A 22,354-nucleotide genomic window follows, 5' to 3' on the forward strand; every position below is an offset into this window, starting at 1 on the left:
CTTCGGCTCGGTGGGCGCACCCTGCGCTCGGGCGCACTTCGCTCTCCGCCCCGGAGAACGGCCGGTCGGGCGCGGTGTGTTCACCCCGGTTGAACCCGGCGCACCCCGCCGTCCGTCAGTCCGGGAGACGGCGACGGCGGTGAGGAGGCCCGGGTGGGCGTGGTGCTGATCAAGCGGAAGCCCCGGCGGCCGGGGCCGGCGATGCCCGACGGCGAGGTCCAGCTGCAGGAGCCGCCGGGCCTGCCGGAGAAGCAGAGCGGCCTGTCGAGCATGATCAGCGTGGCCCCGATGGCGCTCGGCTCGCTGTCGATGGTCTTCATGTTCCTGCACCCCGCCGGCAGCCAGGGCAGCGGCGCGCTCAGCTACCTGGCGATGGGCATGATGGCGCTCTCCGCCGTCGGCATGCTCCTCACCCAGCTGATCCGGGGCTCCAGCGACCGCAAGCAGCAACTGCGCGCCGAGCGGCGCGACTACCTGCGCTACCTCTCCCAGATGCGCCGCCAGGTGCGCCGCTCGATCGACGCGCAGCGCCGGGCGCTGGCCTGGCGCCACCCGGCCCCCGAGGACCTGTGGACGCTGGTCGGCACCAGCCGACTGTGGGAGCGCCGCCCCACCCACCCGGACTTCAGCGACGTCCGGATCGGCCTCGGAGCCCAGCGCCTGGCCACCCCGCTGGCCCCGCTCGCCACCAAGCCGGTCGAGGACCTGGAGCCGCTGTGCGCCCACGCGCTGCGCCGCTTCATCCACGCCTACGGCACCGTCGACGACCAGCCGATGGCCATCCACCTGCGCGGCTTCGGCCACGTGCTGCTGCGCTCCGACGACCCCGCGGCGGCCCGGGCCCTGGTGCGCGCCGTGCTCGCCCAACTTGCCGTGGTGCACGGCCCGGACGAGCTGACCGTCGCCGTCGTCACCGCCGACGGGCAGCGGGCGGACTGGGAGTGGACCAAGTGGCTGCCGCACGCCCTGCACGCGACCGACACGGACGGCGCCGGCCCGGTCCGGCTGGTCGCCGGCAGCCTCGGCGAGGTCGAGCAGCTGCTCGGCGAGGAGTTCACCGGCCGCCCCGGGTTCGAACCGGACGCCACACCCGAACGCGACGAACCCTTCACCGTCGTGGTCCTCGACGGCCCCGGCGCGCACACCGGGAGCCGGGCGGCCCTCGCCGGATACCGCAACGCCGTCCTGATCGACCTCGCCGACACCCTGGAGTGGTCCCCGGCCCGCGCCACCCTGCGCCTGCGGATCGAGGACGGTCGGCTCGCCATGGTCGGGTCGGACAGCAACCGCAAGGACGTCGTCACCGACCTCGGCCGGCCCGACGCGCTCGCCCTGCCCGCCGCGACCAGGCTCGCGGCCCGGCTCGCCCGCTACCGGATCGCCGACGGCGTCGATGCCGCCGAACCGCTCGCCACCGACTTCGACCTCACCGCCCTGCTCGGCATCGCCGACCTCAACACCGTGGACGTCGAGGCGCTCTGGGCGCAGCGCGGCATCCCGCAGCGGCTGCGCGTCCCGCTGGGGCTCGGCCCCGACGGACGCCCCGTCGACCTCGACCTCAAGGAGTCCGCCCAGGGGGGCATGGGCCCGCACGGCATGCTGATCGGCGCCACCGGCTCCGGCAAGTCGGAGCTGCTGCGCACGCTGGTGCTCGCCCTGGCTGTCACCCACTCCTCCGAGGTGCTCAACTTCGTCCTGGTCGACTTCAAGGGCGGCGCCACCTTCCTCGGTCTCGACACCCTGCCGCACACCTCCGCGGTGATCACCAACCTGGCGGACGAATCCTCCCTCGTCGACCGCATGCGCGACGCCCTGCACGGTGAACTCGTCCGGCGCCAGGAGCTGTTGCGCGACTCCGGCTACGCCTCGCTGCTGGAGTACGAGACCGCGCGCGCCGCCGGCACCGTGCTGCGTCCGCTGCCCACGCTCTTCGTCGTCGTCGACGAGTTCAGCGAACTGCTGTCCGCGCACCGGGACTTCATGGAGCTCTTCATCATGATCGGCCGACTCGGCCGCTCGCTCGGCGTCCACCTGCTGCTCGCCTCGCAACGCCTCGACGAGGGCCGGATGAGCGCGCTGGAGTCCCACCTGTCCTACCGGATCGGCCTGCGGACCTTCTCCGCGATGGAGAGCCGCGGCGTCCTCGGCGTCCCCGACGCCTACCAGCTGCCCTCCCAGCCCGGCAACGGCTTCCTGCGCAGCGACATCTCCACCCTGACCCGGTTCAAGGCCGCCTACGTCTCCGGCCCGTACCGGCCCAAGCGCAGTGCGGCCCGACAGGCCGCGATCGCCGGCCAGGTCGTCGCCTACGGCACCGACTGGGTGATGCCCCGCCGACCGCAGACCGGCCCGGCCGAGCCGGAGGCGGAGCAGGGCCCCGTCGGCTCCCTCCTGGAGGTCGCCACCGGCCGGCTCCACGACGCCGGCCCGCCCGCCCACCGGGTCTGGCTGCCGCCGCTGGACGTCCCGCCCACCCTCGACGAACTGCTGCCCCCGCTCGTCCCGCACCCCCGGCGCGGTCTCACCACCGAACACCCGGGCAGCCACGGCACCCTCAGGCTGCCCCTCGGCGTGGTCGACCGCCCCTTCCAACAACTGCGCGACCTGCTCATCGCGGACCTGGCCGGCGCCGGCGGGCACGTCGGCGTCGCCGGCGCCCCGCAGAGCGGCAAGAGCACGCTGCTGCGCAGCCTGATCGCCGGCCTGGCCCTCACCCACACCCCGGCCGAAGTCCAGTTCTACTGCCTCGACTTCGGTGGCGGCACGCTCTCCACCCTGCGCAGCCTGCCGCACGTGGGCGGTGTCACCGGCCGGCACGACGGCGAGCGGGTGCTGCGCACCGTCGCCGAGGTCAACACCGTCATCACCCGCCGGGAGCGGTACTTCGCCGAACTCGGCATCGACTCGGTCGCCGACTTCCGCCGCCGCCGGGCGGCGGGCGACCTGCCCGAGGAGGAGCAGCACGGCGACGTCTTCCTGGTCGTCGACGGCTGGAACACCCTGCGCCAGGAGTTCAACGACCTCGTCCAGCCGCTCACCCTGATGTCCCAGCGCGGCCTCAACTACGGGGTCCACCTGGTCATCGGCACCACCCGTTGGGGCGAGATCGCCGGGGGCCTGCGCGACCAGCTGCAGACCCGGTTCGAGCTGCGCCTCGGTGACGCCGTCGACTCCATGATCAACATGCGGGCCGCCACCAAGGTCCCCAAACTCCCCGGCCGCGGCCTCACCGAGGAGCAGCTGCACTTCCTCGCCGCGCTGCCCAGGATCGACGGCTCCGGGCGGACCGACGACCTCGGCGAGGGCATCGCCGACCTGGTGGACGCCGTGGCCGCGCACTGGAGCGGGCCCCGCGCCCCCGAGGTGCGGATGCTCCCGCTGAGCCTGGAGGCCGAACGCCTCCCGGCCCCCCAGGGACGCCTGCGGGTCGCCATCGGCCTGGAGGACACCGATATCTCCCCGCTGTGGCACGACTTCGAGGAGAACCCGCACCTGCTGGTCGTCGGCGACACCGAATCCGGCAAGACCAACCTCCTGCGCCTGATGATCGACGCCATCACCACCGCCTACACGCCCTCCCAGGCGCGCATCATGCTGGTCGACTACCGGCGCGGCCTGTACGACGCGGTGCCCGAGGAGTACCGGCTCGGCTACGCGGTCGCCGTCGACAAGCTCCGCCAGATCGTCGACGGCGCGTCCCGGGCGATGAAGAACCGCGTCCCGCCAGCCGACATCACCCCCGCCAGGCTCAGGCTGCGCGACTGGTGGACCGGCCCGGAACTGTTCGTCCTGGTCGACGACTACGACCTGGTGGGCTCCGGAAGCGGCAGCGGCAACCACCCCTTCGCCGCCCTGCTGGAGTACCTCTCCCAGGGAACGGAGATCGGCCTGCACCTGGTCGTCGCCCGGGGGGCCAACGGCATCGGCCGGGCGCTCCAGGACCCCCTGCTGCGCAAGCTCCAGGAGGTCAACTCGCCCGCGCTGCTGATGTCCTGCCCGCCGTCGGAGGGCTACCTGTTCGGCAACTTCAAGCCCCGGCAGCTCGCCACCGGGCGCGGGCACTACATCACCCGGCGGCGGACCGTCCAGGTGCAGACCGGACACCTGGCGGCGGAGGAGGACGAGGAACGGTGAACCCGGAGGTCCCGTCCGCCCGTCGGACAGGGTGGACGACCAGGGATCGGCAGGAGGAGGACGGCATGAGCGGGGCAGTGCACGACGGGTTCCGGCTCGCGGCGGTGTTCGACGGCGTGGACCCGGTGACCGGTCCCGGTTTCGCGCCCGACCGGCCGCGGCTCCGGGAGGACGGCGAGCGCGAGGCGGTCGCCCGCTACCTTCGGGCAGGGGCGCCGGTGCTGCTGACCACGATGCTGATGGACGACGTGGTCGACCCGAGCCGCCGGGCCGTCGTGCCGATGGGCTTCCGCACCGACGGCCGGTGGATCTGGACCGACACGGTGACGTACTACCTCCAGGAGCACGGGCTGGCGCCGGACCCGGACCTGCTCGCGCACGTCCGCGCGCAGGGCGACGGCCCGTGGGCGGAGCCCTCCCCGGAGACCGTCGAGCAGGCGGTCGCGTTCGTCCTGGCCCCGCAGGAGGAGCCCCGGGAAGCGGTCTGGACCGTCGGGTCCTGAACCGGCGGGCCACTCGCACCTCCCGACCCCCGACGAAAGGGAACCCCGGCATGCCGCGCACGGTGCTGCTCCCGCTGCTGGCCGTCGGCCTGCTGGTGCCGACCGCGGCCGGTGCGGCCGCCGACACCCCGGACGCCCTGCCCGCCGTCACCCAGCAGCGGCGCGACGCCGAGGACCGGCAGAACGGCTGCCTGCCGCGGTCCACCACGGGCACTCCGCTCACCCCGTGGGCGCAGGCCTTCCTGCGGCCCGACCGGGTGTGGCCGCTCAGCCAGGGCGAGGGCGTCACCGTCGCCGTCCTCGGCTCCGGGGTCGAGGACGGGAACGGCCTGCTCACCGGCCGCCTCGACCGCGCCCCGCTGCCCGGCGGCGCCGATCCCGCGCAGGACTGCGTCGGCCACGGCACCTTCCTCGCCGACCTGATCGCCGCCGACCGGCGGGAGGGAACGGGATTCGCGGGCCTCGCGCCGCGGGCCAGGATCCTCGCGGTCTCGGTCACCGACGGGACGGGGGCCTCCTCGCCGGACCTCCTCGCCCGGGGGATCACCGCGGCCGCCGACCGGGGCGCGCGGGTCCTCGCGGTCGCCGTGGCGCTGCCCGCCGGTAGCGAGGCGCTGGCCGCCGCCGTCCGGGCCGCCCGGGTCAAGGGCGCGCTGATCGTCGCCCCGGCGGCCCCCGACGCCGCCCCGTCCGGCACCGCCGAGCCCGGACCGGCCTACCCGGCGGCCTATCCCGAGGTCCTCGCCGTCCGCGGTCTCGCGCCCGGCGGCGTCCTCCCCGGCGGTTCCTCGTCCGCCGCCGTCGGGGGCCGGGTCGACCTCGCCGCCCCCGGCGACGCCGTCACCGGGCCCGGGCCCGGCCCGGGCGGCTACTACATCGGCACCGGCTCCAGTTTCGCCACCGCCTTCGTCGCCGCCACGGCCGCCCTCGTCCTCGGCTACCGCCCCGACCTCACCGTCGACCGCCTGACCCAGCGACTGGAGGACACCGCCTACCGCGGCACCGACCCGAGGTACGGCCACGGCACCGTCGACCCGGTCTCCGCCGTCACCCGGTTCGCCGAGAGCGCGCCCGGCACCCCGCCCCCCGCCGCCGCCGTCGTCATGCCGCCGGCCCGCCCCGCCACCCACGCCCCGACCCAGGCCGTGCTCATCGCCCTCGCGGCCCTCGGCGGCTCGGCCGCGGTCGCGGCGGCGGCCGCCGGCGTCCCCCGCGCCCGCGGACGCGGCCGGCGCCCGGGACGGCCCGCCGGGGAGTGAGGAGCGTCCGGCGGGGCGATCGTCAGCCCTGTGCCGGCCGGTCCGCCGGGTCGATCCCCAGGGCCGCGGCCAGGCCCGCGGTGATCTCGCTCGGGCCGCCGCCGCGCCGGTCCTCGGCGCGGAAGTGGGCGAGCGCCGCGTGCAGCCGCCGCTCGGCCTCCCGGGCCCGGTTGCGGGTCGTCAGGTGAGCGGCGTACGACCGTTCGGCGGCCGCGTGGAGGTCCGGCAGCCCGGCTTCCCCGCAGGCGGCGAGCAGCCGGTGCCAGACGAGGTCGGCGGTGTCGTCGCGGAGCCCCGGCGCGAGCGTCCGGGCCTCGGTCAGCAGGCACCAGAGGTGGATCCGGGTGAGCGGGACGGCCGGCAGCAGTTCCCGGGCCTCCCACGAGCAGCGCCGCGCGCCCTCCAGGTCGCCGGCCGCCAGGCCGACCCGGCCCTGGTACACCTTGGCCTCGACCAGGTGGCGGGGCTCGCCCGTGGCGAGGGCGAGGGCGGACGCGGTGAGCCGCTCGGCCTCGGCGCGCCCGCCGACCAGCGCGGTGGCCAGGCCGAGGGTGCCGAGGGACCGGATGCGGGCGGCCACGGCCCCGGGACCTTCCGCCGCCTCGAGGACCGCGACGGCCCGGCGCGCCGCCTCGGCCGCCTCGTGCGGCCGCTCCAGCGCGACCAGAGCCTGGGCCCGGGAGGCGTGCAGCAGCGCGACCGGCACCGGGTCGCCACACCGTTCGGCGGCCCTGCGGCCGACGTCGGCGCACTCGAGCCAGGCGGTGAAGCGGCCGAGGCCGTGGTACAGCGCCCCGCTGAACAGGGCGAGTTGCCAGGCGCGCCCGGGATCGGTGCGGGCGGTCGTGTCCGCCAGTGCGCGGACGGTGGGCTCCTCGGCGCGGAACCAGTCGAGCGCGATGCGGATGTCGGCGATGTCCGGGAGGGCCTGCGGCGGGTGCGCCGGCGCCCCGGCCCCCTCCTGCCAGGGGTCGAGGAAGCGCCCGCAGCGCCGGAGGACGGCGAGGAAGTAGTCCGTCAGCCGCTCGCCCGGCAGCCGCCGCAGCGGCTCCGTCCGTTCGGCGAGCAGCCCGGCGCCGAACGCGCGCACCAGGGGAGCGCGGCCGTAACGCCCCGGCCCGGTGCCGGTGAGCAGGTGGTGGGCGGCCAGCTCGTCCAACGCCCGGCGGGCGGCCGGGGTGTCGGTGCCGAGCAGTGCGGCGCTCGTGAGGGCGTCGACCTGGTCGCGCGGGTGCGCGGCCAGGTCGACGAGCAGATCGGCGGCCGGTGCGGAGAGCCGACGGCGCGTCAGGTCCAGTCGGCTGCGGACACCGAACGCGCTGTCCGCGCTCAGGGCGGTCAACCGCCCTGATTCGTCGGCGAGTTCGTCCGCGAACGCCGACCGGGACCAGCCCGGCTGGGTGGCCAGCCGGCCCGCCGCGATCCGCAGCGCGATCGGCAGCCCGTCGCACAGCCGGACGAGGCGGGCGGCGGCCCGCGGATCATCGTGGACCCGTTCGGGAGTCAGGGCGCGTTCCAGGAGGAGCAGGGCGTCGTCCTGCGGCAGCTCGGCCAGCTGCAGCACGACGGCCCCGTCGAGGGCGAGCAGGTCCTGCAGGGGCCCCCGGCCGGTGACGACCGTCACGCAGCCGGGGTCCTGCGGCAGCAGATCGACCACCTGGTCGGCGCCGTCGGCGTCGTCCAGGACCACCAGCAGCCGCCGGCCCGTGGTGCGTTCGCGGAACAGCCGGGCCCGGTCGGCGCGGTCCGCGGGAACGGCCCCGGCGGGGACGTCGAGCGCGTGCAGGAAATCGGCGAGGACGTCCTCGGACCGGGCCGGGCCGGACGCGGTGAGGCCGCGCAGGTCGGCGTACAGCAGGCCGTCGGGGAAACGGGCGGCGGCCCGGTGCGCCCAGGCGACGGCCAGCGCGCTCTTGCCGACGCCGGGCGGCCCGGTCACCAGGATCGGGCCGCCGGCGGTGCGCCCGGGGAGACCGGCCCGGTCCAGCCGGTCGAGTTCCGCCCGCCGCCCGACGAACCCGGTCGGCCGGCGCGGCAGCCGGCCGGGGACGCGCACGGTGGGCCCGGTCGGGGCGGCCGCTCCGGCCGGCCGCTCCGGGCCGTCGTCGGCCAGCACCTCGGCGAGTGCGGCCTGCAGGGCGGGGCCGGGCCGGATGCCCAGTTCGCGGTCCAGCCGCCGACGGGTCCGGTGGTACGCGGTGAGCGCGTCCGCCGGCCGTCCGGCCCGGTGCAGGCAGCGCATCAGCAGCGCCACCAGCTCCTCCCGTAGCCCGTCCGTCCGCACGTGCTGCTCCAGCACGGCGACGGCGGCCGCCCCGGTGCCCCGGCGCAGTTGCAGCGCGGCCCAGCGGAGCAGCAAGTCGGTGCGGGTCCGGTTCAGGTGGTCCACCAGAGCGGTGCGCAGCGGGGTGTCGGGGAGGTCGGCCAGGGCTTCGCCGCGCCACAGCCGCAGAGCCTCCTCCAGCAGGGCCACGGCTTCGGCGTCGTCGAGCGGGCCGGCTGCGGCGGAGTGTCCCGCGGTGCGGGCCGCCAGCGCGTCCAGGCGCAGCGCGTCCACGTCGTCCGCCGGCCCGGTCAGCAGGTAGCCGCCGGCCCGGGTGTGCAGGTCGAACGGGGTGTCGACGAGGACTTTGCGCAGGGCGGCGACGTGCCCCTGCACCGCCGCCCGCGCACTGGTCGGCGGCCGGTCGCCCCACAGCACCTCGCAGAGCCGCTCCACGGGCACGACACGTCCGAGTTCCAGCGCCAGCAGCGCCAGCACCGCCCGGCGCTGGGCCCCCGACACCGTGGTGAAACCGAGCCGTCCGGTCCGCAGTTCCACCGGACCGAGCAGCCGGATCCGCACCCCGTACCCCCTGTCCACACCGTCCGGCGCCACAGGTCGGCGCCGGGGGGGTGCAGTGTAGTGTGCGTACTTGTCCGGGATGTGTCATCGTCCGGCCCTGCGGGTGGACGCGGCGGGCACGGGAGCGACCGGCGGGGGCCGCGGTGGGCGGACGTGCAGGGGGGAGGCCCGGATGGGCCCGGCACGGGGGAGAGACGCGTGCACATCGATCTGCTGGGACCGATGGTCGTGCGGCGGCCGGACGGCACCGTCGTGACGCCCTCGGCGCTGAAACGGCGGGCGCTGCTCAGCGCCCTGGCCGTGAAACTCAACCGGACGGTGGCCACCGGCGAACTGATCGAACTGGTCTGGGACGGCGCCGCGCCGCCCACCGCGCGGGCAGCCCTGCAGGGACACGTCGCCGCACTGCGCCGACTGCTGGACGGCCCGGGGTTAGCCCTGGAGACCCGGGGCTCCGGATACCTGCTGGCCGGTGACCCCGAGCGGGTCGACGTCCTGCGTTTCGCCCGCCTCTGCGAGGAGACGGCGGCACTGCCGGGCGAGCCGGTCGGCCCCGCCGCGGTGGCCCGGGGAGGCCCCGTTCCGCTGCTGCGGACCGCGTTGGACCTGTGGCGCGGGCCCGCGCTCGCCGACTGCGGCTCGGTCCGGCTGCGCGAACGGGAGCTCCCGCACCTCACCGGTCTGCGGCTCGACGCACTGGAACGGCTGGCCGAGACCCTGCTGCGGGCCGGCCGGGGCGGCGAGGCCGTCGCCCCGCTGACCGAGGCCGCCGACGCCCACCCGTCCCGGCGGACCCTGGCCGCCGTGCTGGTGCGCTGCCTGCAGCAGGACGGGCGGCACCTGGAGGCGCGGGAGCGGTTCGACCGCATGCCGGTCCGCCCCGCCGGGCCGCCCGGGGCGGGGCCGCACGGCGCGGGAACGCCGCCGGTCGCCCGGCCCCCCGTGCCCGACCGCCGCTTCTGCGGCCGAAGCCTCGAACTCGCCCGGCTGGACGAGGCGCTGCCCGTCGCCCGGACCGGCCGCCCGGTCCTGGTCACGGGCCCGGCGGGGGCGGGCAAGACCGCCCTGGTCCGGTACTGGGCCGCGCAGCGGGCCGGGAACTTCCCGGACGGCGTCCTGGACGCCGCCCTGGGCGGGTTCGACCCGGGCGGGCCACGGGAACCCGCCGACGTCCTGGGCGGTTTCCTCACCGCGCTCGGCGTCGCCCCGGACGACCTCCCCGCGTCGACGGCCGAACGCTCCCGCCGCTACCGCGAACTCGTCGCCGGCCGGCGGATGGTGGTCCTGCTGGACGACGCGGCCTCCCGGGAACAGATCCTCCCCCTCCTGCCCGACCCGCCGCCGCCCGGTGCCGAAGGCGCGGGGCCGACCCCGGTCGCCGTCGTCACCAGCCGCAGCCGACTGCACCGCCTGCTGGTCCACGAGGGCGGCGTCCCGGTGCCGTTGGGCTCCCTCACCCACGAGGACGCCGTCACGCTGCTCGCCCGCGCCTGGGGGTCGGACCGGGCCGAGGACGACCCGGGCGCCGTCGCCGAAGTCATCGAACGCTGCGAGCGCCTACCGCTCGCCCTGCGCCTGGCCGCCACCCGGCTGGCCGCCCGGCCGGGCTGGTCGGCGAGCGCTCTCGCCCATGAACTCGCCGACCCGGAGGCGGGGTTGATGATCCTCTCGGGGGCCGGAACCGGCCCGGCGGGTGCCCCGGCCGGCCTGGTCGCCGCCCTGGACCGGACACACCGGACGCTGGCTCCCCCCGCGGCCCGGCTGTTCGCGCTGCTGGGCCTGCACCCCGGAGAGGTGATCGACACCGGAGCCGCGGCCGCCCTCGCCGGCGCCCCGCGCACCGCCACCCGCACCCTGCTGGCCGAACTGGACGCGGTCCACCTGCTGGACGAGGCGGCCCCCGGCCGCTACGCCAGGCGCGAATCGGTGCGCCGCTACGCCGCCCGGTACGCCGCCGAGCTCGGCCGGGACGAACGGTCCGCCGCCCTCGACCGGCTGATGGACCACTACCTGGACGTCACCGCCGACTGGACGGCCGCGTGCACGGCGGACGGCGGGCCGGCGTCGATCAGGGGCGCGTTCGAGAAGGAGGAGAGCAGCCTGCGCGCCCTCGTGCTCCTCGGCGAGCGCAACGGCCCGGCCCCCGGCACCTGGCGGCTCGCCCACCGCACCGCCCTGCTCCACGAGGAGACCGACCACGACCGGTCCCACTGGCGGACCGTCGCCGAGGCCGGACTGCGCGCGGCCCGGGCCGGGAACGACGACGCGGCCGTCGCCCGGCTCGGCACGGACCTCGCCGTCCTCCACACCGTGCGGGCTGCACACCACGCGGCCGCCGTCCAACTGGACCTCGCAACCGCGGCGGCCGACCGGGCCGGGGACGAGGTCCTGCGCCACGAGTGCCGCAGCCGGGTGGCCGCCGCGCTGCTGCGCACCGGGCAGCACTGCCGGGCCCTGCCCATGCTCGTCGACCTGGTGGAGGCCGCCCGGACCTCGGCCACCGCCCACCTGCTGGTGCCCGCACTGACCAGCCTCGCCGACGCCCTGGTCCTGGCCGGGGAACCGGGTCCGGCCCTCGCCCGCGCCGACGAGGCCGTCCGGGCCGCCACCACCCGCTCCGAGGACGTCGCGGCCGTCCTGGCGCTCCACAGTCGCGCCCGGGCCCTGCACGTGCTCGGTCGGCGCGAGGCCGCGATCTCCTCCGCCCGGCTCGCGGTCGCCCTGGGCCGGACCGCCGGCGTTCCCGCGGTCGAGAAGCGCGCCAACGAACTGCTCACGGACCTGCTGGGCGCGATCGGCCGGGGCCTCGAGGGCCCCGTGCCGCCTCGGCGGGCCGCAGCGCCGACCGCCGCCCCCTGACCCGGTCCGCCCCACCCGCCCCGACGCGGCCCCGTGCGCCCCTCCGCACCCGGGCACCGGCAGTTTTGGGGAAAAGAAGAGGCGGAACCGAGTGAGGAACCACCGGCGGTTCTGCAAGCAGAACGTCCTCGCCGGCGGATCCGTCCGGGGCCCGGCCCCGGACGGCAGGTGGCGCCGGGTACGTTTCACGATCATGGATACTTCTGCCTGTTCAGGCAGAAGTGCCGAATGCGCGCACGCGTGCGGGCACGACGTGACCGGATGGGCGGGAGACGGGGCATGGCGGCTGGGGACGGCGGCAGGACGGACGCGGGCGAGTTCGGCCGGCTGTTGGCCGGGTTCCGCACGGCGGCGGGTCTGACCCAGGAGGAGCTCGCCGCAGCCGCTGGTGTCAGCCTGCGCGCCCTCGGCGACATGGAACGCGGCCGCACCCGCGGGCCGCAGCGCCGCACCGTCCGGGCGCTGGCCGCCGCCCTGCACCTGGCGGACGACCGGGCCCGGGCGCTGGACCGGGCCGCCCAGTCCGGGCGTCCGCGCAGCGTGCGGCCCGAACCCGCCCCGGTCGAGGACCGCGGCCCGGCGCTCCGGGCGCCCGCCGTCGGCGCGGGGCAGAGCTCCCTCGCCCTGCCCCGCGACATCGCCGACTTCACGGCCCGCGAGGACGTCCTCGCCGAACTCGTCGCCCTCGCCTCGGAGGACCTGCCCGCGCACCCCCGCGTGGTGCTCGTCAACGGCCAGCCCGGTCTCGGCAAGACGGCCTTCGCCCTGCACGCCGCCCACGTCCTGGCCGGGAGCTTCCCCGGCGGCCAGCTCTCGCTCAACCTGGGCGGCATGTCCGCGCAGCCCCTGTCCGCGCACGACGCCCTCGGCCAGGTGCTGCGCGCCCTGGGGGTCCGGGACGCGGCCGTGCCCGTCGGGGCGGAGGAACGGGCGGGGCTCTACCGGGCACTGGTGCGCGAGCGGCGGCTGCTCCTGGTCCTGGACGACGCCGCCGACGAAGGTCAGGTGCGCCCGCTGCTGCCGGGCTCCGGGCCGACGGTGACCATGGTGACCAGCCGCAACCTGCTGCCGGGGCTGGAGTCGGTGCACCGGCTGAGCCTGGACGTGCTCACCGCGGCAGAGGCGGCCGACCTGCTCGCCCGGATCGCGGGCCGCGAGCGGATCGAGGTCGCACCGGACGCGACCGCGGAGCTGGCCCGGCTGTGCGGCTACCTGCCGCTGGCCCTGCGGATCGCCGGGCAGCGACTGGTCGCCCGGCCGCAGCAGACCGTCGCCCACCTGGTGCGCCAACTGGCCGCGGAGGAGAACCGCCTGGACCTGCTGCAGACCGGCGACCTGGCGATCCGCCCCGCTTTCGAACTGTCCTACCGGCGGCTGCCCGCCGAGTCCCGGCTGGTGCTCCGGCGCTGCGCCCTGACGGCGGGACCGGACTTCACGGCAGCCGTCGCCGCGGCCCACACCGGCCTCTCGGAGGGCCGCACCGAACTGCTCCTGGAGCAACTGGCCGACGCGGGCCTGGTCCAGGCGCTCGGCGCGGACCGTTACCGGCTGCACGACCTGGTACGGCTCTGCGCCGGTGAGCGGCTGACCGTCGACGAGACGGCCGAGGAGGTGGCGCAGGCCCGTGTCCGGGCCGCCCGCCTGCTGCTCGGCCGCACCATAGCCTGCGGGCTGCGGTTCGACCCCGAGCACGCCGAGGACGACACCGGGACCGCCGAGGCGGGGCAGTGGCTGGAACGGGAGCACCCCGACTGGCTGGCCGCCCTGCACCTGGCGCAGCGGACCGGACACCACCGCGAGGTGATCGACACCGCCGAGGCCGTGCACTGGTTCTCCGACCGGCTCATGAGCTGGGGCATCTGGGAGGAGGTGTTCCAGCTCTCGGTGGACGCGGCCCGCGCGCTCGGCGACCGTCAGGCCGAGACCGTGCACGTCAACTACCTCGCCTGGACGTACGTCGCCTGCCTGCACAGCTACCGGCGGGGCGTCGAACTGGCCTCCGAGGGACTGCGGTTGGCACAGGAGCTGGGTGACCGCGAACAGCAGGGCTGGGCGCTGGTCTACCTCGCCACCGGTCTGCGCCACCTGCAACGCCACCACGAGGCCCTCGACGCCCTCCAGCGGGCGGCGGACGCGTTCGCCAGGATCGACAACCGCTCGGCGGCGATCGGCCGGCTGGTCGCGCTGCGCGGCACCGCCACCTGCCTGCGCGAGTCCGACCGGGCGGAGGAAGCGGTGGGCACCCGCCGACGCGTCCTCGCCAGCGCGCTGGAACTGGTGGAGCGCCGGCCCTCGCCGCCGATGCACCTGCTGGCCGCCATGACCGCGCACGAACTGGGCCTGGACTGCGCGGCATTGAAGCACTGGTCGGCCGCCGAGACGGCCTACCGGCAGGCCCTCGTGCACTACGAGGAGGCCGGCCGGCCCGACAGCATGACCAAGACCCTGACCGAACTGGGCACCGCGCTGATCGAGCAGGGCCGCGCCGCGGAGGCCCGGGAACTGCTCACCGAGGCGCTCAGCGGGCTCAGCGAGGACAGCCGCACCGACCCGGACACCCGGCGCCCCCTCGGCCGGGGCCCGGTCCCGCACAGGTAGGCCGCGCGCTGCTCCGCGGCGTCCCGGTCGGCCGGGACCGGCGGCGGCCGTCGGCCCGGGCCGGATTCCGGCGGGTCACCAGGACACCTCGGCCCCGACCCCGTCCGTCGCGGTCGTCCGGCGACCGGTGTCGGTGCCCCCGCTGCTGCTGGTGACCGCTCGGCCGCCGGCCACGGCGTCCGCGCCGGCGGCCCATCCGCCCCCGCTGGTGGCCACCCGCCCGCCGGACCCGGCCTCCGTCCGCCCGCCCCGCGGCACCGCGGACGTCGTTCGGGCCTCCCGCGCCGCGGACTCGGTGCCGACCGGAACCGCCCGGGTCGTTCGCCCGGCGGCCGGACGCCGGGCCTCGGCGCGGTCGATCCGGATCACCACGTTGCGTTCGCGGTTGGCGCGGTCCGGCCAGTCGTGGTCCTTGCTCCAGACCAGTTGGCTGCGGACGCCGTCCACGTCCGTCCATTTGCCCTGCGTGGCACGGACGTTCGGCCGCCAGACGCCGTTGTACTCGTGCTCCAGGGACAGGTCCCACCCGTGGCCGCAAGCGCTGTCGTCGATGAGTTCGCTCGCTCCGACCGTGCCGCGGATCACCACGGTCTCCCCCCGCCGGATGTCCACCACGATGCGTTGCGGCCAGTCCGCGTCCACCCCGACGACGGTGATCCTGCAAGGGCCTTCGTACCAAGTCATGGGCTACCTCCCGCGCTCGCGCCGACCGAGCCCGGGACCGGACTCTCCGACCAGGCGAACGGCTCCCCCCGTCCCAGGGGTTCGAACGGCCCGGTCCGCGACTCGGGAAATCCTCGAGCGCGGGTCCCGCGACCGGCCGCACGAACGGGTGAACCGCCGGGCGGGTCCGGGCCGTAACGAGGGAGGGAGCGTCCGCAGACCGATCGCCGGGCGCTCCCGTTGACAGGACCGCATGGGAAGCCGAGGAGTTCCGGTGGGTACGAACACGGGTGGAAACGGTTCTCAGGCCGGCACTGGGGGCATTCAACTGCCCACGGTCGCCTGGGAGATCGAGGACGGACCGGCAGCCGCCGCGGCGGGGGCGGAGGCCGACGCGCCCTCGTACGGGCAGGTCGAGCCGGCCGCGGCGCAGGCGCCGGCCGCGCCGAAGTACGGCCGGGTGCTGCCCGACCCCAACGCGGTGCACCGGCGGCCCACGCCCGCCGAGCCGGAACCCGCCGCCGTCGAGCCCGCCGCCTCCGAGCCCGCCGCCGTCGAGCCCGGCTCGGAGGCCGACGACCGGTCGGCCCCCCGTCCGCCCCGCACCCCGCCAGGGGTGTTCCCGTTCCTGTCGCCCGAGCCGGAGCCCCGCGCCGCCCCCATGCCCGACCCGACCGCCGTCGGCATCGACGGCCAGGTCCCGGACGGGGTCGACCAGGATGAGCCGGAGCACCGCCGGTCCAGGAAGCCGATGGTGTTCGCCGCCGTCGCCGTCGGCGCGCTGCTGCTGGGCCTGCCGTTCGTGCTGCCCGGCAGCGGCTCCAAGACCCCCGGCGCCGCGGCCGACCAGCCGCCCGCCGGGGTCAGCGGGCTCGGTGACCCGCTGCCCACCCCGGGCCCGGACGATCCGACCGCCGTCGCGGTGCCGGTCGACGCGGCGCTGCTCCCCAGCGGCTCGGCCTCGCCGACCGACGGTGCGAACGGTGCGGGCGGGGCCAGCGGTGCGAACGGCACGGCCGGCCCGACCACCGGTGCGACCGGCGCGCAGAACCACCAGAGCGCCACCGGTGGCACCTCCGGCGGTTCCACCTCCGGCGGCACCTCCGGCGGCGCGGCCACCGGCGGCAGCACGGGCGGCTCCACCTCCGGCGGCGCCCCGGTCGTCCCCTTGCCGAACAAGGGCGCCCCCGCCGCGCCGACCTTCACCGCCGTCGCCGGAACCGGCTGCACCAACGCGGGCATCGGCTACGACCAGAACGGCTGGTACACCGGGGGCAGCAGCGGCTGGACCACCAACACGACCGGCGGGTACGCCGGTTCGGGCTGCAGCGGCAAGTACGTGTCGGTACCAATGTCCGGCAGCGCGAGCAAGGACGCCGGCAAGTCGGTGCTGTGGGCGTTCACCACCAACCCTGTCCCCTCCGGCCACTGCAAGATCTCGGTGTACATCCCGAACAACGGCGACGTGAAGGCCGTCGGCGGCAAGCCCGCCTACTACACCGTGCAGCGGTACTTCAGTACCGGCGAGGGCACCATCAGCGCGTTCACCATCGACCAGACCGCCAACCGCGGCAAGTGGGTCAACGCCGGAACCTTCCCCGTCACCAACGGGAAGATCGCCGTGATGCTGCACGACCGCGGCATCGACTTCGGCTCCGGCGCCGAACAGGCCCACCACGCCGCCTCCGCCGTCCGGGCCGACTGCTCCTGACGGAGCGTCAGTACATGACGGCCCGTCGGCCTTCGCAGCGCCACCCAGCCCGCCCAGCCCACCCAGGAAGAGGAGAGCCCACGCCATGTCGCGCCACGTGCTGACGGTGTGCCCGGAACAGCGGGACGGCCGCTACCGCACGATCGGCGAGGCACTGGCGGAGGCCCGCAGCGGCGCGGTGATCTCGGTCCGGCCCGGCCGGTACGAGGAGCACCTGGTGATCAGCAAGCTGGTCACCATTACCGCCGCCGAGGGCCGCGGCACCGTCCGGATCACCGCCCGGCGCGGCTGCGTGGTCCAGGTCACCGCCGAGGCGGTGCAGTTGACCGGCCTGATCCTGCAGGGCCAGGACGAGGAACTGCCCGCTGTCGACGTGCCACGCGGCCAGGCCGCCTTCCAGGACTGCGAGGTCGTCGGCAATTCCTGGACCGCCCTGCTCACCCGCGGCGACGGCTCGCTGGCGATGCGCGGCTGCCGGGTCACCAACCCGGCCGGCGCCGGCCTGGTGGAGACCTCCACCGGCAACAGCGTCATCGAGGACTGCGTCGTCGAACACCTCGGCAGCTCCGCCGTGGTGATCGGCGAACGTGCCGACCCGCTGCTGCGCAACTGCGTGCTGCGCGACGCCCGCGGCAACGGCATCTGCGCCAACGGCAACGCCCGCGGAACCTTCGAGGGCTGCGAGATCTCCGTCACCGACAAGCCCGGCATCGCCCTGGAGGAGAACAGCGCCACCCGGCTGCTGCGCACCGACGTCCGCGACACCACCGTCGGCATCTACGTCAGCTCCACCGCCCGGGTCGTGCTGGAGGACTGCACCGTCACCGGCACCTCCGGCCACGGCATCGCGCTCGCCGCCGGCACCGACCCCGAACTGCGCCGCTGCCGCACCGCCCGCACCGCCGGCCACGGCATCCACGTCACCGGCCGCTCCCGCGGCACCTTCGAGGACTGCGAGGTCGCCGCCGCCCAGGGCACCGGCATCTGGATCGGGGAATCCTCCGGCCCCACCCTGTTCCGCACCGTGGTCCGGGACTGCGGCGGCGACGGCCTCGAGCTGACCGGCGACAGCGCCGCCGACCTGGACCGGCTGGAGGTCCGCGACGCCGCCGGCACCGGCGTGCTGATCACCGAGGGCGCCAACCCGCGGCTGCGCCGTGCCGCCGTGCACCGCGCCAAGGGCGACGGGGTGGCCGTCCTGCGGGACGGGCGCGGCCAGTTGGAGAAGTGCGAGGTGCTGGACGCCGGCCGCTCCGGCATCCGGATAGCCGATGGCGCCGACACCCGGATCGGCGACACCGCGGTGCGCGACGCGGCCGGCTCCGGCGTGTTGGTCGGCCGGGTCGGCACCGCCCACCTGCGGGACTGCGAGATCACCGGCTCCGGCGAGGACGGCATCACCGCCGAGGACGACTCCGACCTGAACTGCACCCGCGTTCGCGCCATCGGCAACCGCCGCCACGGCCTCCGGCTCGGCAGAGGCGCCCGCGCCGTCCTCGTCAGGGTCGCCGCCGCCGAGAACACCGGCGACGGCGTCCGCACGGACTCCGCCGAGGCCGTCCGGCTCACCGGCTGCACGTTCTCCCGCAACAAGGGCTCCGGCCTGCGGCAGACCGTCCCCAGCGAGCGGCTCGCCCTGGAGGAGCTGGTCAGCGAGGAGAACGGCCTGCCCGACGCGCACGGCACCGCCGCCGCCACCCAGTCGTGCGTCCCCGCCCCCCCCCCCCCCCCCCCCCACCCCCCCCCCCCCCCCCCCACCCCCCCCCCCCCCCACCCCCCCCCCCCCCCCCCCCCCCCCCCCCCCCCCCCCCCCCCCCCCACCCCCCCCCCCCCCCCCCCCCCCGCGGGGGCCCCCCCCCGGGGGGGGGGCCCCCGCGGCGGGCAGCGGCCGGACGGCCGCGGACACGCCGAAGACCGGCCCGGTGCTCGATGAGCACCGGGCCGGTCTGTGCGTGCTGTCAGGCGCGGCGGCGGGAGTGCCCGTTGTCGGCGGAGTCCTCGTCGTCCTCGTCCTCGTCGGCGTAGAGATCCGCATACGCCGCGTAGGGGTCGTCCTCGTCGTCGTCCTCGATCGGCTCAGGCTCGATCGCGGTGGACGGAGATACGCCCAGCTCATGAGACAGACGGTTCGCGTCGAACCCGCCGCTGTTGTACTTCAGCTCGCGGGCGACCTTCGTCTGCTTGGCCTTGGCCCGGCCGCGCCCCATGGGTCGACCCCCTCAACGATGGGGCTCACGGCCCCGAGTCTGACACGTGTTCATGATCAGGAGCGGCCTGCCCGGAGTGGGAGAGCCGTCCCTTGGAGCATTAACGGTACCTGTTTCCGCCGCCGGACGGTACGTCGCGCGTGTGACGTGGCGCGCACGGCCAACCCCCAAAACCGGGTCTTTCCAGGTCACAGGAGGTTTATCGGGCTTCTGCAGGCTGCCCGGAGCGTACCCGGGCCCGCCGTTCCGGTTCCGATTATCCCTCGCCAGAGGGTTCGGTATCGCCCGATCGGGCTACGAAGTGAGAATCCGGTTCCACATTGTGATCCGGAGGGGGGCGAAGCGCTTCGCCCCCCTCCGGACCGGTGCACGGGGCCGATCAGGACCGGCGGGCGCCCGGGAGCAGAATCGAGCGCAGCGCGCTCACCTCACGCATCCGCTTCTCCGCGAGCCGGTCGGCGGCGACCGCCGGCGGAACGCCGTCGGCGGCGGCCCGGGTGAAGATCTCCAGCGTGGTGTCGAAGATCTTGGTCGCCTTGTTCTTGGCGCGATCGAAGTTGAAGCCCTCGATCTCGTCGGCGACCTGGATCACGCCGCCGGAGTTCACCAGGTAGTCGGGCGCGTAGAGGATGCCGCGGTCGGCCAGGTCCTTCTCCACGCCGGCGTGCGCCAGCTGGTTGTTGGCCGCGCCGCAGACGATCGCGGTGCCGGCGGCGCCGAGCACGGCGACCGTCGGGTCGTCCAGCGCGCCGCCCAGGGCGCAGGGGGCGTAGACGTCCAGGCCGGACTGCAGCAGCGCGGCGGTGTCGCCGGCCACCTCGACCTCCGGGTGGGCCGCGCGCACCCGGTTCACGGCCGCCTCGGAGACGTCCGTGACGACCACGGTGGCGCCGTCGGCGACCAGGTGGCCGACGAGGTAGTGGCCGACCTTGCCGACGCCCGCGACACCCACGCGCTTGCCGCGCAGGGCGGGCTGGCCCCAGCGGGCCTTCGCGGAGGCGCGCATGCCCTGGAAGACACCGAACGCCGTCAGCACCGAGGAGTCGCCGGCGCCGCCGTACTCGGGGGAGCGGCCGGTGACGAAGCGGGTCTCGCGGGCCACCACGTCCATGTCCTGGACGTACGTGCCCACGTCGCACGCGGTGACGTAGCGGCCCTGCAGGGACTCGACGAAGCGGCCGTACGCGCGGAGCATCGCCTCGTTCTTGTCACCGCCCTCCGCGGAGGGCGCGGGGTTGCCGATGATCACGGCCTTGCCGCCGCCGAGGTCCAGGCCGGCCAGCGCGTTCTTGTAGCTCATGCCGCGGGACAGCCGCAGCGCGTCCTCCAGCGCCTCCTCCTCGGAGTCGTACTGGTGGAAGCGGGTGCCGCCGAGGGCCGGGCCCAGCGCGGTGGAGTGGATGGCGATGATCGCCTTGAGACCGGTCGAGCGGTCGTGACACAGGACGACCTGCTCGTGGCCGTCCCCGGGGGCAGCGTCCTGCCCGGTCGCGAAGATCCTGCTGAGCACACCTGATGCGGGGTGCGCGGCGGACTCGGTGTGTACGTCGGTCACTGTGGTGACTCCAGTATTTGTGGGCCCGCGGCTGTGGTGCGGGCGTCTGATCGAAGCCTAGCCCCGGGGCCGCCGCCCGATCTGCCCCCTGACGGTCCCATGGAGATAACGACCGCGGGGCCCGTACGGCACCCTCCCCCGGGGCCCCCGGGCCGTGCGACGATGCCGGGTGTGACCGCCGTGCGCACTTCGGTGCTCCCGCCCTACGCCGCCCAGCTGCGGGTCTACGAGCCGCTGGCCGCCTATCCGGAGCCGGAGCGGGCCCACTGGCAGGCGTACGCGGCGGAGCACGGCCCGGACGCCGACGGACCCGGCGAACCGGTCGCCGCGGCAGCCCTGGCCGAGCAGCGGCAGGCCCTGGCCGAGCTGGCCGGCCGGACCCCGGGGGCGCTGCCCGACAGGGAGAGCGAGCGGGCGCTGGTGCGGGTCGTCGACCGGGTCACCTACATCTGCCCGTGGACCACCCGGCTGCGGAGCTGGCAGGCGCTGGATGAGCTCCGGGCGGCCCTTCCGTCCTTCCTGCTGGACACCGTGCTGCCGCCCGCCGTACGGGCCGCCGCCGAGGCCGACCAGGCCCGCTGGCGGACCGCCCACCCGGACGCCCGGCCGTGGATCCTCACCAGCCGGTGGGAGGTGCCCGTCCGCTGGTGCCTGCCGTTCGGCGAGGAGGACCGGCACTTCGTCCCGGCCGGGCCCGGCCGGGACGCCGGGGCGCGGCCCGTGCCGGCCTCGCTCTTCTACCTGACGTCCATGGCGCAGGCCCGCCGGCGGGTGGCGCGCGGCTACCGGGCGCTGCGGACGGCCGCGCCGGGGGCGGAGAGCGGGCCCGGCGGGGACCTGGTGCTCGGCGTGGAGCAGGTCGGCCGGTGGCTCGAGGAGTTCCACCCGCGCTCGCTGGTGGAGCTCGACTACGGCGGCCTGGTGCACCTGCTGGGGCCGGAGGCGCTGGCGGCCGAGCGCTCGGTGGCGGACGTCGCGGCCGGGATCGGCGCGCTGCGGGCCGGGGACACCGCCGCTGCGGTGCGGGCCTACGAGTCGGTGACGGCCCGTTGGCGCCGGGTGCTGGCCCTGCGGCACGCCAGCTGACACGAGGTCACCGCGGCCGGGTGAGGCGCGGGCCGGACAGGGGTATGGGAGGTAGGGGCTTCCGGCCCCTCGCCCCGAGACCTCCGGCCCCAACCGGTCAATCCCCCAGGAACGTGACACTACTCACCGTTGACGCGAACTTACCCCTATATGCAAAAATGGGACAACCAGCCCAAGTTCAACCTGGTGTGTCCACTTCTGGGTCGTTCTGACGGTGGTGCGTACTTTGTGGGGAAGCGGAGGGTCTGGTCGTCTCGTCACCGGATGTCACGAAATCGTGACTGTCCGTTATGAGATGGTCCATGGCCATCCGTCGCGCTTGAACCCCTGAGGGGCCAATTTAGGCGGTTTGGCCGATGGGGCTGGACGGATGGTGTAGTTGTAGACATCAGGACAAGCCGTTCGTCCTATAACCGACTCGGTCCGTGTGTGCCATTTCGGGCATCGCGGGTCAAGGTGCAGAATTTGAAGGATAGAACCGCCCTGGTTCGGTTCTCCCGAGGAGGCCGCTCATGACCGCTCGTACCCCTGACGCTGAACCTCTGCTGACGCCGGCCGAGGTTGCCACCATGTTCCGCGTTGACCCCAAGACGGTCACTCGCTGGGCCAAGGCAGGCAAGCTCACGTCCATTCGCACGCTGGGCGGCCACCGCCGCTACCGCGAGGCCGAGGTGCGCGCCCTGCTGGCCGGGATTCCGGCTCAGCGAACCGAGGCCTGACAGGTCTCAGGGGTTTTTCCCGAAGGGCCGTGCCCCCGACTCCGCCGGGTCGGGGACACGGCCCTTCGGCATGCCGGAATCAGGCATTCCCGATGGGGCGCCTGGGGGTGGGGGGAATTACCGGGAATGCATGTGCAATTTTACATATTAAATTCCGGCCCACCTGCGAGGGGCGTCCGGTGTCCGATCTCAAGAACGGATAAGTGACGACTGTC

General features: G+C 75.4%; 13 protein-coding genes. 9 read left to right on the forward strand and 4 right to left on the reverse strand.

Annotated features, from left to right (window positions below; genetic code table 11):
* Window positions 1-201: 201 nt before the first annotated feature.
* The 3 genes from eccCa to AB0P35_RS12070 all read left to right on the forward strand — a co-directional run bounded on the left by eccCa (window position 202) and on the right by AB0P35_RS12070 (window position 5,896).
* The gene (gene eccCa / locus AB0P35_RS12060) at window positions 202-4,134 is read left to right on the forward strand and encodes a type VII secretion protein EccCa (protein ID WP_363509830.1); all 3,933 of its coding nucleotides are present in this window, start codon (window positions 202-204) and stop codon (window positions 4,132-4,134) included.
* 65 nt (window positions 4,135-4,199) lie between these two features.
* Complete coding sequence (locus AB0P35_RS12065; protein WP_363509686.1) at window positions 4,200-4,637, forward strand: hypothetical protein; 438 nt, start codon at window positions 4,200-4,202, stop codon at window positions 4,635-4,637.
* A gap of 50 nt (window positions 4,638-4,687) precedes the next feature.
* Window positions 4,688-5,896, forward strand: a complete 1,209-nt coding sequence (locus tag AB0P35_RS12070) for a S8 family serine peptidase (RefSeq protein WP_363509688.1) — start codon at window positions 4,688-4,690, stop codon at window positions 5,894-5,896.
* Between the two features lie 22 nt (window positions 5,897-5,918).
* Here AB0P35_RS12070 and AB0P35_RS12075 read toward each other — a convergent pair whose 3' ends face one another.
* The gene (locus tag AB0P35_RS12075) at window positions 5,919-8,759 is read right to left on the reverse strand and encodes a BTAD domain-containing putative transcriptional regulator (RefSeq protein ID WP_363509690.1); all 2,841 of its coding nucleotides are present in this window, start codon (window positions 8,757-8,759) and stop codon (window positions 5,919-5,921) included.
* Between the two features lie 180 nt (window positions 8,760-8,939).
* Between AB0P35_RS12075 and AB0P35_RS12080 the strand changes: the two genes are divergently transcribed.
* A complete protein-coding gene (locus AB0P35_RS12080; RefSeq protein ID WP_363509692.1) occupies window positions 8,940-11,600 on the forward strand; it encodes a BTAD domain-containing putative transcriptional regulator in 2,661 nt (886 codons plus the stop codon).
* Window positions 11,601-11,879: 279 nt separating this feature from the next.
* Window positions 11,880-14,198 carry a helix-turn-helix domain-containing protein gene (locus tag AB0P35_RS12085; protein ID WP_363509694.1) on the forward strand — a complete coding sequence of 773 codons (2,319 nt, stop codon included), beginning with the start codon at window positions 11,880-11,882 and terminating at the stop codon, window positions 14,196-14,198.
* Window positions 14,199-14,273: 75 nt separating this feature from the next.
* On the opposite strand, the gene AB0P35_RS12090 is transcribed toward AB0P35_RS12085, so the two are convergent.
* Window positions 14,274-14,882: a hypothetical protein gene (locus tag AB0P35_RS12090; protein ID WP_363509696.1), complete on the reverse strand. Its 609-nt coding sequence runs from the start codon at window positions 14,880-14,882 to the stop codon at window positions 14,274-14,276.
* A 253-nt stretch (window positions 14,883-15,135) separates the two neighbouring features.
* Between AB0P35_RS12090 and AB0P35_RS12095 the strand changes: the two genes are divergently transcribed.
* Together AB0P35_RS12095 and AB0P35_RS12100 are read left to right on the forward strand one after the other, a co-directional pair.
* Window positions 15,136-16,572 carry a hypothetical protein gene (locus AB0P35_RS12095; RefSeq protein ID WP_363509698.1) on the forward strand — a complete coding sequence of 479 codons (1,437 nt, stop codon included), beginning with the start codon at window positions 15,136-15,138 and terminating at the stop codon, window positions 16,570-16,572.
* Window positions 16,573-16,657: 85 nt separating this feature from the next.
* Window positions 16,658-18,505: a right-handed parallel beta-helix repeat-containing protein gene (locus tag AB0P35_RS12100; protein ID WP_363509700.1), complete on the forward strand. Its 1,848-nt coding sequence runs from the start codon at window positions 16,658-16,660 to the stop codon at window positions 18,503-18,505.
* Between the two features lie 25 nt (window positions 18,506-18,530).
* Here the strand turns inward: AB0P35_RS12100 and AB0P35_RS12105 are convergent, their stop codons facing one another.
* Together AB0P35_RS12105 and AB0P35_RS12110 are read right to left on the reverse strand one after the other, a co-directional pair.
* Window positions 18,531-18,779, reverse strand: coding sequence for a DUF3073 domain-containing protein (locus AB0P35_RS12105; RefSeq protein ID WP_095873714.1), 249 nt, complete (start codon window positions 18,777-18,779; stop codon window positions 18,531-18,533).
* A 379-nt stretch (window positions 18,780-19,158) separates the two neighbouring features.
* A complete protein-coding gene (locus AB0P35_RS12110) occupies window positions 19,159-20,289 on the reverse strand; it encodes a Glu/Leu/Phe/Val dehydrogenase dimerization domain-containing protein (RefSeq protein ID WP_363509832.1) in 1,131 nt (376 codons plus the stop codon).
* A 207-nt stretch (window positions 20,290-20,496) separates the two neighbouring features.
* Between AB0P35_RS12110 and AB0P35_RS12115 the strand changes: the two genes are divergently transcribed.
* Window positions 20,497-21,420, forward strand: coding sequence for a hypothetical protein (locus AB0P35_RS12115; protein ID WP_363509702.1), 924 nt, complete (start codon window positions 20,497-20,499; stop codon window positions 21,418-21,420).
* Window positions 21,421-21,932: 512 nt separating this feature from the next.
* Window positions 21,933-22,139: a developmental transcriptional regulator BldC gene (gene bldC, locus AB0P35_RS12120; protein ID WP_014137253.1), complete on the forward strand. Its 207-nt coding sequence runs from the start codon at window positions 21,933-21,935 to the stop codon at window positions 22,137-22,139.
* Window positions 22,140-22,354: the final 215 nt, after the last annotated feature.

Origin of the sequence: Kitasatospora sp. NPDC085879 (assembly GCF_040686255.1) — a bacterium.
In the GTDB taxonomy this organism is placed as follows: domain Bacteria; phylum Actinomycetota; class Actinomycetes; order Streptomycetales; family Streptomycetaceae; genus Kitasatospora.

Bases quoted from the DNA above. Each gene is read 5' to 3' on its own strand.
- eccCa (WP_363509830.1), top strand. From the start codon at position 202: ATGCCCGACGGCGAGGTCCAGCTGCAGGAGCCGCCGGGCCTGCCGGAG.
- AB0P35_RS12065 (WP_363509686.1), top strand. From the start codon at position 4,200: ATGAGCGGGGCAGTGCACGACGGGTTCCGGCTCGCGGCGGTGTTCGAC.
- AB0P35_RS12070 (WP_363509688.1), top strand. From the start codon at position 4,688: ATGCCGCGCACGGTGCTGCTCCCGCTGCTGGCCGTCGGCCTGCTGGTG.
- AB0P35_RS12085 (WP_363509694.1), top strand. From the start codon at position 11,880: ATGGCGGCTGGGGACGGCGGCAGGACGGACGCGGGCGAGTTCGGCCGG.
- AB0P35_RS12090 (WP_363509696.1), bottom strand. From the start codon at position 14,882: ATGACTTGGTACGAAGGCCCTTGCAGGATCACCGTCGTCGGGGTGGAC.
- AB0P35_RS12100 (WP_363509700.1), top strand. From the start codon at position 16,658: ATGTCGCGCCACGTGCTGACGGTGTGCCCGGAACAGCGGGACGGCCGC.
- AB0P35_RS12105 (WP_095873714.1), bottom strand. From the start codon at position 18,779: ATGGGGCGCGGCCGGGCCAAGGCCAAGCAGACGAAGGTCGCCCGCGAG.
- AB0P35_RS12115 (WP_363509702.1), top strand. From the start codon at position 20,497: ATGCCGGGTGTGACCGCCGTGCGCACTTCGGTGCTCCCGCCCTACGCC.
- bldC (WP_014137253.1), top strand. From the start codon at position 21,933: ATGACCGCTCGTACCCCTGACGCTGAACCTCTGCTGACGCCGGCCGAG.